We start from the raw sequence: 15,564 nt of genomic DNA on the forward strand, positions 1-15,564 counted from the left end.
GCCGATGTTACATGTTTATTGTCATTTCACGAAATTGACAATAAAACCGCTTCCAACCTTTGCCAATCTACCTGCCTGTATAACAATCCAAAACGCAACCAATTGGGATTATAATCAAATTTGCGTACCCAAATCCCATGAGAGGCCAAATGCTTCCATATATCATTCGCAGACCGATGATAAAATAAGCGAAATAAAAGCGTCCCACCCACAAGATTAAAGGAATGACTTTGCAAAAAAGCATCCAGACGTTTTTGTTGAATTCTCAATTTTTTTTCAGTTTCAATTTTCCACAAACCATCTTGTAAGGCCTCAGCGGCTATATGCAAGGCGGGTCCATTTACAGGCCATAAACCAAGCATATATCGTATTTTTTGAACAATTTCAGGTGAAGCCAGCAAAAATCCAACCCTCAACCCAGCCAAACCAAAGGTCTTTCCAAAAGATCGCAATACCAACAATCCCGGTGAAGGTAATAAATAAGCCATACTCTGCCCTGAAAAATCCATATAAGCTTCATCAAGGATAAGATGATTACCGGATGCACTCCATTTTTTTATCAGGGACTCTAACCTGGCTATATCAATTTTCCGACCATCTGGATTATTTGGATTACAAATAACCCCCACTACATTTTTTTGGAGGCAAAGCGTCTCAAAATCTTCAAAATTAACGACCCGTGTTACTTTTACCTCAGCCTGCCACCAAGATGAAATATACTCTTCATAGGTGGGATATAAAACATAAACCTCTTTTGCATTAAGCACAGTCGGCATTAACGATATCAAGATTTGGGTACCAGGCGCAAGCGCAACACAAGATTTATTCTTGCAACCATAATAGTCTGCAGCAATCTGCCGCAAATTTTCTTCATGAGAATAAGAGGGCAATTTTTCATATAGAGATATATCTAAAGAGGAAAATGGATAGCTGTAAGGGTTAATTCCTGTTGATAAATCCAGCCATGATCCCGTAACCTCCGGAAAAAGCTTTTTCGCTTGGTCAAGGTTCCCCCCATGTTGAATATTCATATATTTATCTATATCCACTTTATTTAATTTATAGTTAAAACCATCTAAATTATGAAAATATCAATAAATCCACATGGCAGATTATGACAATTTAAATGATAAAGATTTTAAACATATTTTACAGAAAACGTAATATTGAAATCATGATTATTGCGCTCATGATTGACATGATATGGGGCGATCCAGAGAAAATTTATAAAAAAATTCCGCATCCAATATGTTATGTTGGAAAATTAATTCATTTTCTGGAACTTAAACTCAATAAAAAAAATGAAAATGCAAATATTCAAAAAAGAAATGGTTTCATCACTTTATTTTTTAACTTTCTAGTCCCGGGATTAATAGCCCATCTTTTCCAAAAATTTGTATTTACCTTTTTTCGTCCGTCTTTAGCAACTTTTTTATCAGGGATTTTTGGCAGTATTTTCATTGCACATCGCTCACTTTACGAACATGTTCACGCAGTTAGGGAAAAAATTGATCAAAATGATCTGGCAGGTGCTCGTATTGCGTTGAGTCACATTGTTGGAAGAAAAACAGATAATCTCAATATGTCGGAAATCTGTTGTGCAACCATTGAAAGTTTGGCTGAAAATTTTTCGGATGGTGTAATCTCTCCTGTTTTTTGGGGATATATTGGGGGATTACCCGGGCTACTTGTTTTTAAATCAATTAATACTGCAGATAGCATGATCGGGCATTTAACAGAGCAATATCGGAATTTCGGCTACGCTTCAGCCAAAATGGATGATTACATGAACCTTGTTCCAGCACGACTATCCGCCCTTCTGATTTTACTTACAAATCCTAAAAAATTATTCCATAATCTAAAACCCGTTTGTAAAGATGCGCGAAAACACAATTCACCCAACGCTGGATGGCCAGAAGCAGCCATGGCTTACACTCTTAATATTCAGTTATTGTGCCCACGCCACTATAAAGACCATATTGTTGAATCCCCACGAATAGGCCGAGAACGTAGTCAATTATATTCCGAGGATATTTGTAAAGCCTGTAAAATTTATTATTATGCAAGTTTTATAAAATTAGTTGTTTTAATAGCATTATACAAAATAATGACGTATTTTAAATAAATAATAAAGGATTTTATATTGCTAAATTATAATTACATATGATATAAATGTTCAGGTTTTTTAGAAAAAATAATTATATTAATATTTTATATTTATTAAATCGATAAAACCCTACTTGCAGAGATTATTATAATCTCTCAAACCACCTAGCTACTTAACTTTATACTTAACCTTCTCAAATATTTGAGGAGGTTCTTTTTATACGATAATAATTATTACAACGAAATTAAATTGTCAACTAAAATATTATCATTTATGAAATTCGCCCAATTATTCATCACCGAATCAAGCTGTTGTTCATACAATATTCCATCTCCTGATGAACCGAAATATGACAATAAATAATCCCTTACTTCATCACAATGAAAAATTCCGTGAAGATAGGTTCCAATCACTTGCCCATTGTCAGAAATGGCTCCCTCAGCCCGAGAATCATCCAAATAGGCAAAAGGCTTGTAGGTGCCATGATGTTTTGTCTGCCCTACATGCATTTCATAGCCTTCGCAGTCAATATCTTTTAAAGCCAAATGACCTGTAACCGCCTCTAATTTTTTTTCTGAGGACAGAATCGTGTCACTTTTAAAAAAACCCAACCCCATTATCCGATCATTACTCGATTCTTCAATGCCTAAAGGATCGAGAATCTGTTGTCCCAACATTTGATAGCCGCCACAAATTCCAAAAACATATCCCCCTCTCCTGACATGCGCCTTGATATCGATATCCCAACCAGTTTGATATAGAGCATTCAAATCTGAAATAGTATTTTTCGATCCGGGAATAATTATCACTTTGGTAAAAGCCGGAACAACTGATCCCGGAGAAATAAATTCAAGCAGAATATGCGGCTCATTTTTCAGAGGATCAAAATCATCAAAATTTGCAATATTTGGCAACAATAAAACAGAAATATGCAACTTGCCATATTGATATGATGATTTATCTGCTTTTAAGTCTGCGGCATCCTCAGCAGGAAATTTTCTCAATTCATCAAAAAAAGGCAACAAACCGCAATTTTCCCACCCTGTTTTATGGCTTATCCATTCCATTGTTTCCGTAAATAGGGAGGGATCTCCACGCATTTTGTTTACGATAAACCCTTTAACCAATTTTAAATCATTTGGCGATAAAATTTTATGCGTTCCAATCAAGCTGGCAATGACACCACCGCGATCAATATCCCCAATTAATATAACAGGTGCTTTCACAGCCTGAGCAAACCCCATATTGGCAATATCATTTTTCCGTAAATTTATTTCAGAGGCGGATCCAGCCCCCTCGATTAATATGATATCTGCTTTCTGTTTTAATAAATTAAAGCTTTCAATAACATAATCCAATAATTGCGGCTTTATTTCCTGATATTCCCTTGCCGATGCCTGCCCCCATATTTTGCCCTGAACAATAATTTGTGACCCTTGAACATTATGCGGCTTTAGCAAAACCGGATTCATATGGACAACAGGATCAACCCTACAAGCAAAAGCTTGCAAAGCCTGTGCCCGTCCAATCTCACCGCCGTCTATCGTCACTGCCGCATTGTTCGACATATTCTGTGGTTTAAAAGGTAAGACATTATATCCTTTATTTGTCAGGGCCCTTGCAATTCCAGCAACCAGAACAGATTTTCCCACGCTTGAACCTGTTCCCTGAAACATCAGGATTTTAGCCATTAGTACTCTATCCCTTTTTGTGCCTTGATACCCGCATTGAACGGATGTTTGATTAATTTCATTTCTGTAACCATATCTGCTGCATCAATAAGCTTTTGGGGAGCATTGCGACCTGTTATAACAACATGCTGCATTTTGGGGCGCTGTTGTAAATCCCTTATAATCTGGTCAGGGTCAAGATAATTGTAACGTAGGGCTATATTCAATTCATCCAAGACAACCAACGATATATTTTCACGGTTCAAATAGTCCAACGCCAACGACCAGGCCGCCTGACAGGATTCAATATCCTTTTGTTTATCTTGGGTGTTCCAGGTAAAACCTTTACCTAAAGTATGCCATTCAAGCAAATCAGGAAAAAATTCAACCATTCTTTGCTCACCCGTTTTCCACTCAGGTGCTTTGATAAATTGAATAACAACACTTTTAAATCCGTAACTCAAATGACGAAACAAAAGACCGAAAGCAGCCGTTGACTTGCCTTTTCCCGTTCCGGTATGCACCATCAACAGCCCTTTCTCTTCTGTCTTGGAGGCAACAATGGTTTTTTGCAATTCTTGCCTTTTTTGCATTTTTCGTTTGTGATGAAGCGCATCATCATTCATATCAATTTTCCTGTTTCAACTAAATTTTAATATTCAGGGGACATCCGGCAACAACCATCGTAAATTTATGAGCAATGGCTGCCATTTTCTGATGTAAAATTCCCGCTTCGTTAATAAATTTTCTCGCTAACGCATTATCTGGAACAATACCCTGTCCAACCTCATTACTGACAATTATAATATTTCCATGAAATGTCGTTAATGCGGAAAGAAATTTATCAGTCTCCTCTTTTATATTTCGGTTATCCATTAATAGATTGGTCAACCATAAGGTTAGGCAATCGACCAGAATTGAATGAACATTATTCGTATTTATAATATCTGCAAGATTGACGGATTCCTCTATGGTTTGCCATCCCTGTCCTCTTCTTTTCTGATGAACGGCAATTTTTTCCTGCATTTCATGATCCATGCAACGCGCCGTTGCAAGATAAATCCACGGTGACGGATAAAACATAACCTGATTTTCGGCAAATCTGCTTTTCCCCGATTTCGCCCCACCCAATACAAAATGAATCATGATTCCATTACTTTTTATAAATATACCTTTCTTCTAAAAAGATATACCATATTCGTACACATATCACCTGCTTAAAACCCTTGTAAAAAGGAAAAACTATGAAACCTCAAATTCTCCAATTAGTACCTGTCTGCAAAAAATTCCAGGAACAAATCAATACTCGCTTCACCAATCATATTAGCCTTAATAAATTGCCTGATTCTCCTGAAATTCTCAAAAAAATCGAAGCTGTAATTACAAATGGTGTTGTTGGTGCTCCATCAGATATGCTTGATCAACTTCCCAATCTAAAACTCGTGACAGTCCATGGGGTGGGATATGACAATGTTGACTTGCAGAAATTAAAAGAACGTCAAATCAAACTAAGTATTGCTACAAATGCACCAACTCAGGACGTGGCAGACATGGCAATCGCATTATTATTGGATGTATCCCGTCAAATAACCCTGCGTGACCAATATATACGCAAAAATGAATGGGAAAAAGGAAACTATCCTTATCAAGGAAGTTCCATTTCCAATAAGAAAATAGGAATCATGGGAATGGGTCATATTGGTCAGGCCATTGCCCAACGTTTACATGCATTTGATAATGAAATTGCCTACACAGCAAGACATCAGCGTCCTGGAGTAAAATGGAAATATATTCCCTCCTTGATCGAATTGGCCAAGATATCAGATATCCTAATAATTGCCGCCAGCGGCGGTCCCTCATCCAGACACGCTGTTAATCGCGAAATCCTTGAGGCACTTGGTGAAAGAGGGTTCGTCGTTAATATCGGACGCGGCAGTATCATTGATGAAAATGCATTGATAGACTGCCTGAAAAACAAAAAAATAGCTGGAGCCGGACTGGATGTTTTTGAACATGAACCTCATGTTCCAGAAACCTTACGTTTGTTAAAAAATGTTATCATGACCCCTCATTCAGCAGGCGCGACTTATGAAACCTCAAAACGTATCGGCGCAAAAATCCTAAATTCCCTGGAATGTTTTTTTAAAGGTGAAAACCTCCCTGATGAAGTGCATTTTTAAAAATCAATTTTTCAAAAATTGAAGAAATACAAAAACATGTAACTCAACTCTATTTAATGTTCACTCTTTCCTGACCCTGTTCTTTAATGGATCAGGAAAGATATCCCTCTTCCCATAATTGTTTTCAAGTTAGCATTTAGGTTTGGCTAGGCATTTTCTACAAATAAATATTTTTCTCAACACCTCCATACCTTTTCACCCAACTTCTCTTGGACACATCCATCCACTCAATCACCAATTCCACCTCTGTTCGATTATTTTCAATTAACCGGGCATTCGGTTCATCCGTTTGTTCAACCCAGGTCTTTGCCTCTTTAGGCGTACGACCGAAATAGCAATGCCGATTGATTAAACGCTGCTGCCGTTCCTGTTGAGGTGCCATAACAAACCATTTCTCGTCAAACAGTTCAGCCAGATTTTGCCAGTCCCCTTGTGTCAAACATAAATAATTACCCTCGGTAATGATCAACTCTGTTTCAGGAAAAACGGGAATGGAACCGGCAATTGCCTCTTCAATGGTTCGATCAAATTCCGGGGCATAAATGACTTCATCATGCTTTTGATTTCTCAGTCTCTGAAGTAAGGCAAGATAGCCTTTCACATCAAATGTATCCGGTGCCCCTTTACGTTCTTTACGACCCAATCTTTCCAATTCTTTATTTGCCAAATGAAAACCGTCCATCGGAACAAGAACCGAACAGTCTGGTAAGGCTTGCTGCAAAAGACGGGCAACCGTTGACTTTCCCGATCCTGGAGCACCTGCGATGGCCAAAATTTTACGCATTCCCTCTGCACAAAGCGCCTTTGCCCTTTCTATGTAAGAAACAGGCAAGATTAAGTCTTCCAATGGTGTCTCACTTTTATACTGCATTTCAACCTATTCTATTAAAACAAGGAATCTCATAATATTCAATAATATATCGTGACGTTGTATTTCAACAAACGTCTCTTGCCTTGGTTTTGTAAAAATCGTAAATTCAATCTTTCACAACAATTTATGTAATTTCCGATTAAAGGCTTTTTATGCAACCCTCTCGCATCCCGGCAACCATTATTTCAGGCTTTCTTGGTTCAGGAAAAACAACCCTATTGCGTTCAATCATGAAAAAAAACGCCAATAAGCGAATAGCCATTATAGTTAACGAATTCGGCGCTCTGGGTATTGATGGTGAGATCCTAAAAAAATGTGCTGTTCCAGGATGTGAGGAGGAAAATATTGTTGAACTGGCAAATGGATGTATCTGCTGCACAGTTGCGGATGAATTTCTGCCAACAATGGAGTCATTATTAAACCGTCCGTCTCCACCTCAACACATCATTATAGAGACATCTGGGCTGGCATTACCAAAACCTTTGATCAAGGCGTTTAACTGGCCTGATATCAAAACCAAAATGACTGTTGATGGTGTGGTTACTGTTGTGGATTCCCCCGCTGTTATTGCTGGACGTTTCGCGGATGACCCAGAAAAAATCGCTCAACAACGTCAGGCTGATCCCTCACTCGATCATGACAATCCCCTGCAGGAAGTTTTTGAAGATCAGCTTAATTCCGCAGATCTTGTCCTTCTCAATAAGGTGGATCTCATCACCTCAGAACAGCTTGGGTATCTAACTGATGAAATCAAAAAACAAATTCCAAAAGCCGTGAAAATTCTGCCTCTTTCACACGGAAAAATCGAGCCAGAAGTGATCCTGGGTATTCACGCCGGGGCTGAAAATGATTTACAGACACGTCCCTCTCATCATGATGGTGTGGATGGAGATCATGAACATGATGACTTTACAAGTTTTGTTGTCGATATTCCTCCAGTCTCGAGTCCAAAAGCCTTGGAAAATAAACTCCTTCAACTAACAAACCTGCACGATATACTACGCATTAAGGGTTATATCCAGGTTATCGATAAACCGATGCGCCTTGAAATACACGGGGTCGGTGAACGCTTTAGTTATCATTTTGACCGTCCATGGTATCAAGATGAACAATCTCAAGGACGATTAATCATCATTGGACAGAAAAGCATCAATCAAAAGGCCATTCAGGCAGCCTTGGAAACACAAATTTAATAATGCATATCCTGGTTCGAGAAATTACAAGTCTGGATGAACAGGCACCGGCTGAAGATTTGCAACATGAACCAGCCGATATTGTCTTTCTGTCCTTTTCCGATAATGACCTGAATGTGATGGCGAGTTGCATAGCGCAGCAACCTGAAAATTCTCCATCAATACAGCTAGTTTCTCTTAACCGTCTTCGTCATCCAATGTCTGTCGACCTCTATCTGGATCAGACAATCAGCGAGTCCAAATTCATAATTTTAAGATTATTAGGAGGAATTGAGGCATGGCGCTATGGTACGGAAGAAATCCACAACTTATGTCAGTCCCGTCACATTCCCCTGGCCATTATTTCTGGTGAAAATTATGAAAATCCCCATCTTGATAATCTTTCCACTATTCCCGCCGACCTGTTAAATCAATTCAAAGAACTGTTCCTGGCTGGTGGAAGAGAAAATTACAGTTACATCCTAAATCTTGCCGCCCATTATCTTGACCATAAAATAGGGCAATCTATTACCCCCTACATTTTACCGATGGTTGGGGAATATCCTTTACCTTATCCATTTCATGCCCATCAAAATCTAGCGGTAATATTGTTTTACCGCTCTCATTTGCTGGCCAACAATATCGAACCTATTCTTTCCCTCGCACAATCCTTATTCAGAAAAGGCATAAATATCAAGGCTGTTTATCTAACCTCTCTAAAAGACCCAGAAATTTCCCATTGGGTTGGGCAATATCTCTACCAAAATCACCCAACAATAATTTTAAACGCCACATATTTTTCTATACAGCAAGATTATAATCATTCTCTTTTTAGAACATTTAATGTGCCAGTCCTGCAAATTCTTCAGCCTAGTAACAGTAAACATTTATGGAAAAAAAGTTTTCGTGGCCTATCCCAAACCGATCTTGCCATCCAGGTTGTTTTACCTGAACTTGACGGTAAAATCTCGACAACTGCCATAGGATTTAAAAAAGAGAAAAATAACCAAACACGATATGAACCTTATCAAAAAGGAATAGATCTCGTTACAAACCGTGTTAACGGATGGGTTAATTTAAGAAAAAAAAACAATCATGACAAGAAAATTGCTATTATTCTTTCAAATTACCCGGGTGTCAACGGACAAGAAGGACATGCCGTCGGTTTGGACAGCTTTGCCAGTCTTGAACATATTTTACAATGGTTGAAAAAGAATGGATATCAAACAGGATCCGTAATTCCCGACTGTAAAAATTTAATCCAGATTTTATGTCAGTCAGGTACCAGGGCCACTTTATCCCTGACTGATTATAAACAATATTTTTCCACACTTTCTACGACATTCAGAAAAAAGGTTTTGGCATACTGGCCAGAATTTGAAAAAGATGAAACGCTGCAAAAAGAAAATTTTACCATACGATATATTCAATTAGGCCATATCATCTGCGCGATCCAGCCTGAAAGAGCTGATTCAAAAAATCATAAAAACACTTATCATGATCCAGATATTCCACCATGCCATGGTTATATCGCTTTCTATTTATGGTTACGCCATCATGAATCCATTGATGCCATCATTCATCTGGGAACGCATGGTACACTGGAATGGCTACCAAGCAAGGCAGCCGCAATTTCCGATCATTGTTCCCCTGCTGTATTGCTGGGGGGCTTACCCGTCATCTATCCCTTTATTGTTAACAATCCAGGTGAAGCAGCCTGCGCAAAAAGACGTCTCGGTGCTGTTACCATCGGACACTTAACGCCTCCTGTCAATAAGACAATCCTTAGCGGCGATGCCGCAGAACTAGAACGGTTAATCGATGATTATGCTGAAGCTGATGGTTTGGACCATCGACGCAGCAAACTTCTTCTCGGGACTATTCTGGATAAAGCAGAATCCTGCGGTTTATTGGCTGAAACAGGCATCAACCGCAAGGAAAGCGGAGATGAGGTCGCCCTGAACCATCTGGATGCCTATTTATGTGATGTCAAGGATTTGCAAATACGGAAAGGGTTACATATTTTTGGTAAACCTCCAATTCAATTCCAGCATCTTCTAGAAACAATAAAACATTATGCCCCCGATAAAATATCAGAGATTGAATCGAATCTTTACCAATGTGCCGAGCATGAAAAACAATCGCTCTTAAACGCTTTGAATGGAGAATTTATTCAGCCTGGCCCTGCTGGGGCACCCACAAGAGGAAAACTGGATGTTCTCCCAACCGGACGTAATTTGTATACGGTTGATCCACGTGGTATTCCCACTCGTACTGCCTATCTTCTGGCAGAAAAGATGGCAGGACAGCTTTTGCTGAAATTTATACAGGAAAATGGTGATCACCTGCGACATATTGTTATTGATTTATGGGGAAGCACCAATCTTAGAACAGGCGGTGAGGACCTGGCTCTAGCCTATATTCTCATGGGGGTCAAACCCATCTGGGATACAAGTTCAAATCGTGTTACTTCAATTGAAATCATCCCATTGGCAAAATTGAACCGACCGCGCGTCGACGTAACACTCCGCATTTCAGGGTTTTTCCGTGATGCGTTTGAAGATCAGATCACATTGTTTGATCAAACGGTTAAAACCCTTGCCCAACGTGCCGAAGATAAAGATTGGAATTACTTGGCATATCTCTTTCAAAATACCCCCCCCGGAAGCCATCATTCCCGGCTTAATCGCATTTATGGTACAGCCCAACGCACATATGGAACGGGCATAGAATACGCCTTGAATACTGGAAATTGGCAGGAACAAGCGGAACTTGGCGAAAGATGGCTGGAAAATTCAGCTTATAGTTATGGAAACGGACAAGATGGAATTTACGATAGACAAGGGCTTTCAGAACGTTTAAAAACAACACAGGCTTTTTTTCACAGTCAAGACCATGCCGAAATTGATCTTCTGGATAGCGCTGATTACGCTGCCCATGAAGGTGGTTTTGCGGCAGCCGCAAAACTCTTTGACAATACACCCAACTTATATCACGGTGACACTTCAAAAGCAGAAAATCCAAAAATCCGTTTATTGGTTGAGGAAGTCAACCGTATAGTGCGTGGACGTGTTGCCAATCCCATGTGGATAAAGGCAATGATGAACCATTCCTATCGTGGAGCCGCGGAAATAGCCCGTTCTGTCGATGCACTTTTCAGTTTTTCAGCAACGCTTTCCCATTGCTTTGATCAACAGTTTGAACTCGTCTTTGCAGCAACGCTTGGAAATGATACTGTTAACCGATTTTTACAAAATTCCAATCCAGCGGCAAAAAAATCCATTCAAAATCGCTTCAATGAATCCCTTAAACGTGGCTTGTGGCATCCAAAATCAAACAGCGTTTTCATGAAACTGGAAGAAAGCGATGAATAATATACGTCGGGGATGGTGTCCATCGCTTTATCATCCTATGGAGACAGGAGATGGATGGTTATGTCGAGTTAAGCCTTCTTTTGCAAAATTAACCAGTCGACAGGCCCGTTTTATTGCAAGAGCAGCATCTGATTTGGGAAATGGCTTTATTAATTTATCACAAAAGGCCAATCTGCAACTACGGGGATTTGCCCGGGAACATATCCAACAATTCATACCTTTAGCCAAAAATGAAAATCTATGCAGTCCCGATGCATTGGAAGAAGGTAAACGCAATATTCTTATTTCACCCTTGGCCGGTATCGACCCTTCTTGCCACCGAGATACCATACGCTATGCCCAGTGTATACAACATGAAATCATTGAAAATGAGACTGTAAAATTTCTGACTGGCAAATTTAGTTTCGTTATTGACGGGGGAGGATTATTCCCCTTAACCCGTCATCATGCCGATATTAATCTACGTATCCATCATGACCAATGGATTTTGCAATTAGGTCATGCAAAACAGGTAATACCCTGTAACTTGGATAATTGTGCCAAACTGCTTAAACAGATTTTGCAATTTTGCAATAAACACAATTATTTCCGCCTGCTTCATCAAGACTATGCTGATCAATTTATAAGGGAAAATTCATGTTCCAAACAATCCTATACCTATCCAACTTCAATTGAAAAACTTTCGATTGGTCAATTTCCACATGGTTATCATCTCGGCATTCCCTTTGGATTGCTCCATAGTCAAGATTTAAGTCTACTGGCAGACATCTCTGATCAATATGGAAATTCCACCCTGCAGCTCACCCCCGATCGGACAATTATCCTGCCCTATTGTTCAAACGCAGCTCATACCCATTTGAAATCATTTATTACCGATAAACAGGATCCTCGTTTAAATATCGTCTTATGTCCGGGTAAACCCTATTGTCTTCAGGGAATGCAACCCGTGATGAAAGATGTTCAAAAACTTATACGCTTCTGGCATTCCAAACTACAGACACTGCATATATCTGGCTGTGCAAAAGGATGCGCATCTCCCCTGAAAAATCCTTTAACCCTATGTGCAACCCCCAAGGGATATAATTTTATTTTACACGGCAGGGCAAATGATGAAAGCCTTTACAAAAATCTAGATTTGGAAGAAATCAGCGCTAAACTCATTACATATTCTGAAATGAAATAGGAAAAACATTCATGCCTCTTTATGACTATATCCATGATGGCAAGATTATTTATCAAAATTCCTTCGCAACCATTCGCAAAGAAGCTGACCTATCTAATTTTACAGAAGATGAAGCCAGAATTGCCGTCAGGGTTATCCATGCATGTGGACGGATCGAAATAACAAAAAATATCGTATTCAGTCCCGATTTTATTGAAAAAAGTGAACAGGCCCTGTTCATGGGTTCCATGATTTTTTGTGATTCAGAAATGGTTGCGCATGGAATTACTCGACGTAGACTGCCCGCCAATAATAAAATTATTTGCACCCTGAACCATCCCGATACAGTCAAGATTGCCCAAGATATAAAAAACACGCGTTCCGCTGCTGCCATCCATTTATGGGGGGACACCCTGAAACAGGCGGTTGTGGTCATTGGTAATGCACCAACAGCCTTGTTTCATTTGATCAATTTATTAGACCAGAAGAAAATCCCCCAGCCTGCAGCAATTATCGGCGTCCCTGTAGGTTTTGTGGGTGCGGCTGAATCAAAACTGGCATTGCAAGAATGGGGAAAAATTCCATATATGATCATAACGGGCAGACAGGGTGGAAGCGCCATGGGTGTTGCCGCATTGAACGCTTTGGCCCAAAAACAGGAAATATAAAATGAAAGGCACATTATTTATATTGGGTATGGGACCGGGCGATCCTGAATTGGTGACAAAAAAAGCCGGACGCATTCTAAATTCCCTTTCTTTTATCGCTTATTTCTGTAAAAAAGGTGAAATGGGTCATGCACGTCAAATTGCCACACCATTCCTTATCCATGAATTAACAGAATTACGTTTTGAATACCCCTTGACTACAGAAATCCCTCATTATGCTCCTGAATATAAAGAAACGTTAGAAACATTTTATGATCACTGTGCCTCTAAGATTCAAAAAAAACTCGATGAAGGACAAGATATAGGATTGTTATGTGAAGGCGATCCATTATTGTATGGATCTGCAATTTATATATTGGAAAGATTACAAGAACAATATACCATAGAGACCATTCCAGGCGTTATGGCAATGAATGGTTGCTGGAGCCGATTACATTTACCGATTGTTCGCAATGATCAAACCTTAACCATTTTGTCCGCGACTTTACCCCTCGACAAACTTTTGGTAAAATTGAACCAGTGTGAATCCATCGTCATCATGAAAATTGGCCGCAATCTTGCAAAGGTTAAAACCGCTTTAAAGCAGACCCATTTGCTTGAACAAGCAACCTATATTGAACGTGGCACCCAAAACCAGGAACGTATCTTGCCATTATCACAAATGCAGGATGAAAAAGCGCCCTATTTTTCACTCATCCTTATCGCCGGTAAGGAGAATTGAGATGACGGGACATCTATACATCATAGGCCTTGGTCCTGGAGATCCTGATTTACTGACGATTGAAGCATCAAAAATTTTGCCAACCTTAACAGACCTAATTGGCTATGGTCCTTACCTTGATCGCATCCCTGATAGACCATCTTTACGAAAACATAAATCAGATAATCGCGAAGAACTCGATCGTGCCGAACATGCGTTAACACTTGCCGGAAAAGGCTATAAGGTTGGGGTTGTCTCTTCAGGAGATGCCGGCGTTTTTGCCATGGCCAGTGCTATTTTTGAAACCATTGATCATGGAAAACCAATATGGAAAGAGATTGAAATAACTATCTTACCAGGAATTTCCGCCATGTTTGCGGCTGCTGCAAGACTAGGGGCGCCTTTAGGTCATGATTTTTGCGCCATTTCCCTTTCCGATAATCTGAAACCTTGGAAACTTATTCTGCACCGTTTAAGGCTTGCGGCTCAGGCTGATTTTGTCATAGCCCTTTATAATGCCGTTTCCAAAGCGAGACCATGGCAACTTGATAAAGCTTTTGAATTATTGAAGGAAATTTTACCTCCCTATATTCCAGTGGCTTTTTGTCAGGCAATTTCCCGAAAAAACGAACATATTCACCTAACCACCCTGGGCGATGCCAAAGGTTCCATGGGAAATATGCAAACCCTGGTCTTGATTGGCAACCGTTATAGTCAATTAATTCCCCAGTCACGGGAAAATATACGTCCCTGGTTCTACACATCTCGTTCGATTATAACCGAATAAATTATCCCTGAAGATGACTCATCAACCATTGATAAGCCTTATCCATAGTTGAAACAGAAGGAAGTTGGGGCATAACAGGTCTTTGAATCATGATCACAGGAATTGACAATTTCCTTGCCGCATCAATTTTTGCATAAACAGTCTGACCACCGGAGTTTTTCGTAACAATACATTCAATATGGTATTGTTTTAAAAAATCATATTCACTTTGCACATCAAAAGGTCCTCTGGCAATAATGACCTCGGCATGACTTGGCAAAACCGTATCATCAGGCTTATCAACACTTCTTATCCAATAATGATGCTGGATAATATTCTCTTTAAATAATAATATATCTTTACGACCGATAGTTAAAAATACCCTTAACGTTCTATGACCCAAAACCTTTACTGCTTCAGGAATTGAATTTACCTCATACCAATGATCACCATCCCGCTTCTGCCATGCCGGACGTTGCAAATTCAAAAAGGGAATTCTGCAAATCTTCGCTGCCTTCCAGGCATTATTAGTCATCTGTAGGGCAAAAGGATGTGTTGCATCAATTAGGAAATCTATTTGATTATTCTTTAACCACATTATCAATCCGGTGACACCACCAAACCCACCCACACGTGATATCACATTTCTGGGTAATACAGGATTTTTTGTCACACCCGCTAGAGAAAAAATAACTTCTATGGAATCATTATTTTGCAGACAGTGTACTAATTGGGAAGCCTCACTTGTGCCACCTAAAAGCAAAATCTTTTTTCTTTTTTGTCCCACTAAAGATACCTATAAAAATTTGTCATTACATAAATAGATTACATGATTTTTTCAATTACCCCAGCTATAATTCATTTCCGTTACCTGATAGAATTAATAAGTAGTTT

Annotated in this window: 14 protein-coding genes; 8 read left to right on the forward strand and 6 right to left on the reverse strand. The window is 39.4% G+C overall.

Translation table 11 applies throughout. The features are described from left to right. Positions 1–26 precede the first annotated feature (26 nt). A complete protein-coding gene (gene cobD / locus H3T46_RS04490; protein WP_198197534.1) occupies positions 27–1,031 on the reverse strand; it encodes a threonine-phosphate decarboxylase CobD in 1,005 nt (334 codons plus the stop codon). A 95-nt stretch (positions 1,032–1,126) separates the two neighbouring features. On the opposite strand from cobD, the gene cbiB reads away from it, so the two are divergent. Next, positions 1,127–2,125, forward strand: a complete 999-nt coding sequence (cbiB, locus tag H3T46_RS04495) for an adenosylcobinamide-phosphate synthase CbiB (RefSeq protein WP_198197536.1) — start codon at positions 1,127–1,129, stop codon at positions 2,123–2,125. A gap of 215 nt (positions 2,126–2,340) precedes the next feature. Here the strand turns inward: cbiB and H3T46_RS04500 are convergent, their stop codons facing one another. Genes H3T46_RS04500 through cobU form a run of 3 tightly spaced genes read right to left on the reverse strand, consistent with a single transcriptional unit; the run spans position 2,341 to position 4,923 of the window. Beyond that, positions 2,341–3,783 carry a cobyric acid synthase gene (locus tag H3T46_RS04500; RefSeq protein ID WP_198197704.1) on the reverse strand — a complete coding sequence of 481 codons (1,443 nt, stop codon included), beginning with the start codon at positions 3,781–3,783 and terminating at the stop codon, positions 2,341–2,343. A gap of 14 nt (positions 3,784–3,797) precedes the next feature. Continuing rightward, the gene (gene cobO, locus H3T46_RS04505; protein ID WP_198197538.1) at positions 3,798–4,403 is read right to left on the reverse strand and encodes a cob(I)yrinic acid a,c-diamide adenosyltransferase; all 606 of its coding nucleotides are present in this window, start codon (positions 4,401–4,403) and stop codon (positions 3,798–3,800) included. Between the two features lie 19 nt (positions 4,404–4,422). Continuing rightward, positions 4,423–4,923, reverse strand: a complete 501-nt coding sequence (gene cobU / locus H3T46_RS04510) for a bifunctional adenosylcobinamide kinase/adenosylcobinamide-phosphate guanylyltransferase (RefSeq protein ID WP_155565874.1) — start codon at positions 4,921–4,923, stop codon at positions 4,423–4,425. A gap of 98 nt (positions 4,924–5,021) precedes the next feature. On the opposite strand from cobU, the gene H3T46_RS04515 reads away from it, so the two are divergent. After that, positions 5,022–5,957 carry a 2-hydroxyacid dehydrogenase gene (locus H3T46_RS04515; protein WP_122123998.1) on the forward strand — a complete coding sequence of 312 codons (936 nt, stop codon included), beginning with the start codon at positions 5,022–5,024 and terminating at the stop codon, positions 5,955–5,957. 157 nt (positions 5,958–6,114) lie between these two features. Here the strand turns inward: H3T46_RS04515 and H3T46_RS04520 are convergent, their stop codons facing one another. Then, positions 6,115–6,828, reverse strand: a complete 714-nt coding sequence (locus H3T46_RS04520; RefSeq protein WP_155565876.1) for a nucleoside/nucleotide kinase family protein — start codon at positions 6,826–6,828, stop codon at positions 6,115–6,117. A 152-nt stretch (positions 6,829–6,980) separates the two neighbouring features. Here H3T46_RS04520 and cobW point away from each other — a divergent pair, with 152 nt between their 5' ends. From cobW to cobJ, 6 genes are read left to right on the forward strand one after another with little or no spacing between them, the layout of a single operon-like run. Further along, positions 6,981–8,021, forward strand: coding sequence for a cobalamin biosynthesis protein CobW (cobW, locus tag H3T46_RS04525; protein WP_198197540.1), 1,041 nt, complete (start codon positions 6,981–6,983; stop codon positions 8,019–8,021). 2 nt (positions 8,022–8,023) lie between these two features. Further along, positions 8,024–11,374 carry a cobaltochelatase subunit CobN gene (gene cobN, locus H3T46_RS04530; RefSeq protein WP_198197542.1) on the forward strand — a complete coding sequence of 1,117 codons (3,351 nt, stop codon included), beginning with the start codon at positions 8,024–8,026 and terminating at the stop codon, positions 11,372–11,374. After that, a complete protein-coding gene (locus tag H3T46_RS04535) occupies positions 11,367–12,557 on the forward strand; it encodes a hypothetical protein (protein WP_198197544.1) in 1,191 nt (396 codons plus the stop codon). The genes cobN and H3T46_RS04535 overlap by 8 nt, the downstream gene beginning before the upstream one ends. A gap of 11 nt (positions 12,558–12,568) precedes the next feature. After that, positions 12,569–13,204, forward strand: a complete 636-nt coding sequence (locus H3T46_RS04540) for a precorrin-8X methylmutase (protein WP_110438521.1) — start codon at positions 12,569–12,571, stop codon at positions 13,202–13,204. A gap of 1 nt (position 13,205) precedes the next feature. Then, positions 13,206–13,925: a precorrin-2 C(20)-methyltransferase gene (gene cobI / locus H3T46_RS04545; RefSeq protein ID WP_155580825.1), complete on the forward strand. Its 720-nt coding sequence runs from the start codon at positions 13,206–13,208 to the stop codon at positions 13,923–13,925. A gap of 1 nt (position 13,926) precedes the next feature. Further along, positions 13,927–14,691, forward strand: a complete 765-nt coding sequence (cobJ, locus tag H3T46_RS04550) for a precorrin-3B C(17)-methyltransferase (protein WP_198197546.1) — start codon at positions 13,927–13,929, stop codon at positions 14,689–14,691. Between the two features lies 1 nt (position 14,692). Here the strand turns inward: cobJ and H3T46_RS04555 are convergent, their stop codons facing one another. Further along, the gene (locus H3T46_RS04555) at positions 14,693–15,457 is read right to left on the reverse strand and encodes a cobalt-precorrin-6A reductase (protein WP_198197548.1); all 765 of its coding nucleotides are present in this window, start codon (positions 15,455–15,457) and stop codon (positions 14,693–14,695) included. Positions 15,458–15,564: the final 107 nt, after the last annotated feature.

The organism is Commensalibacter sp. M0133, assembly GCF_016101485.1.
GTDB classification, from domain to species: domain Bacteria; phylum Pseudomonadota; class Alphaproteobacteria; order Acetobacterales; family Acetobacteraceae; genus Commensalibacter; species Commensalibacter melissae.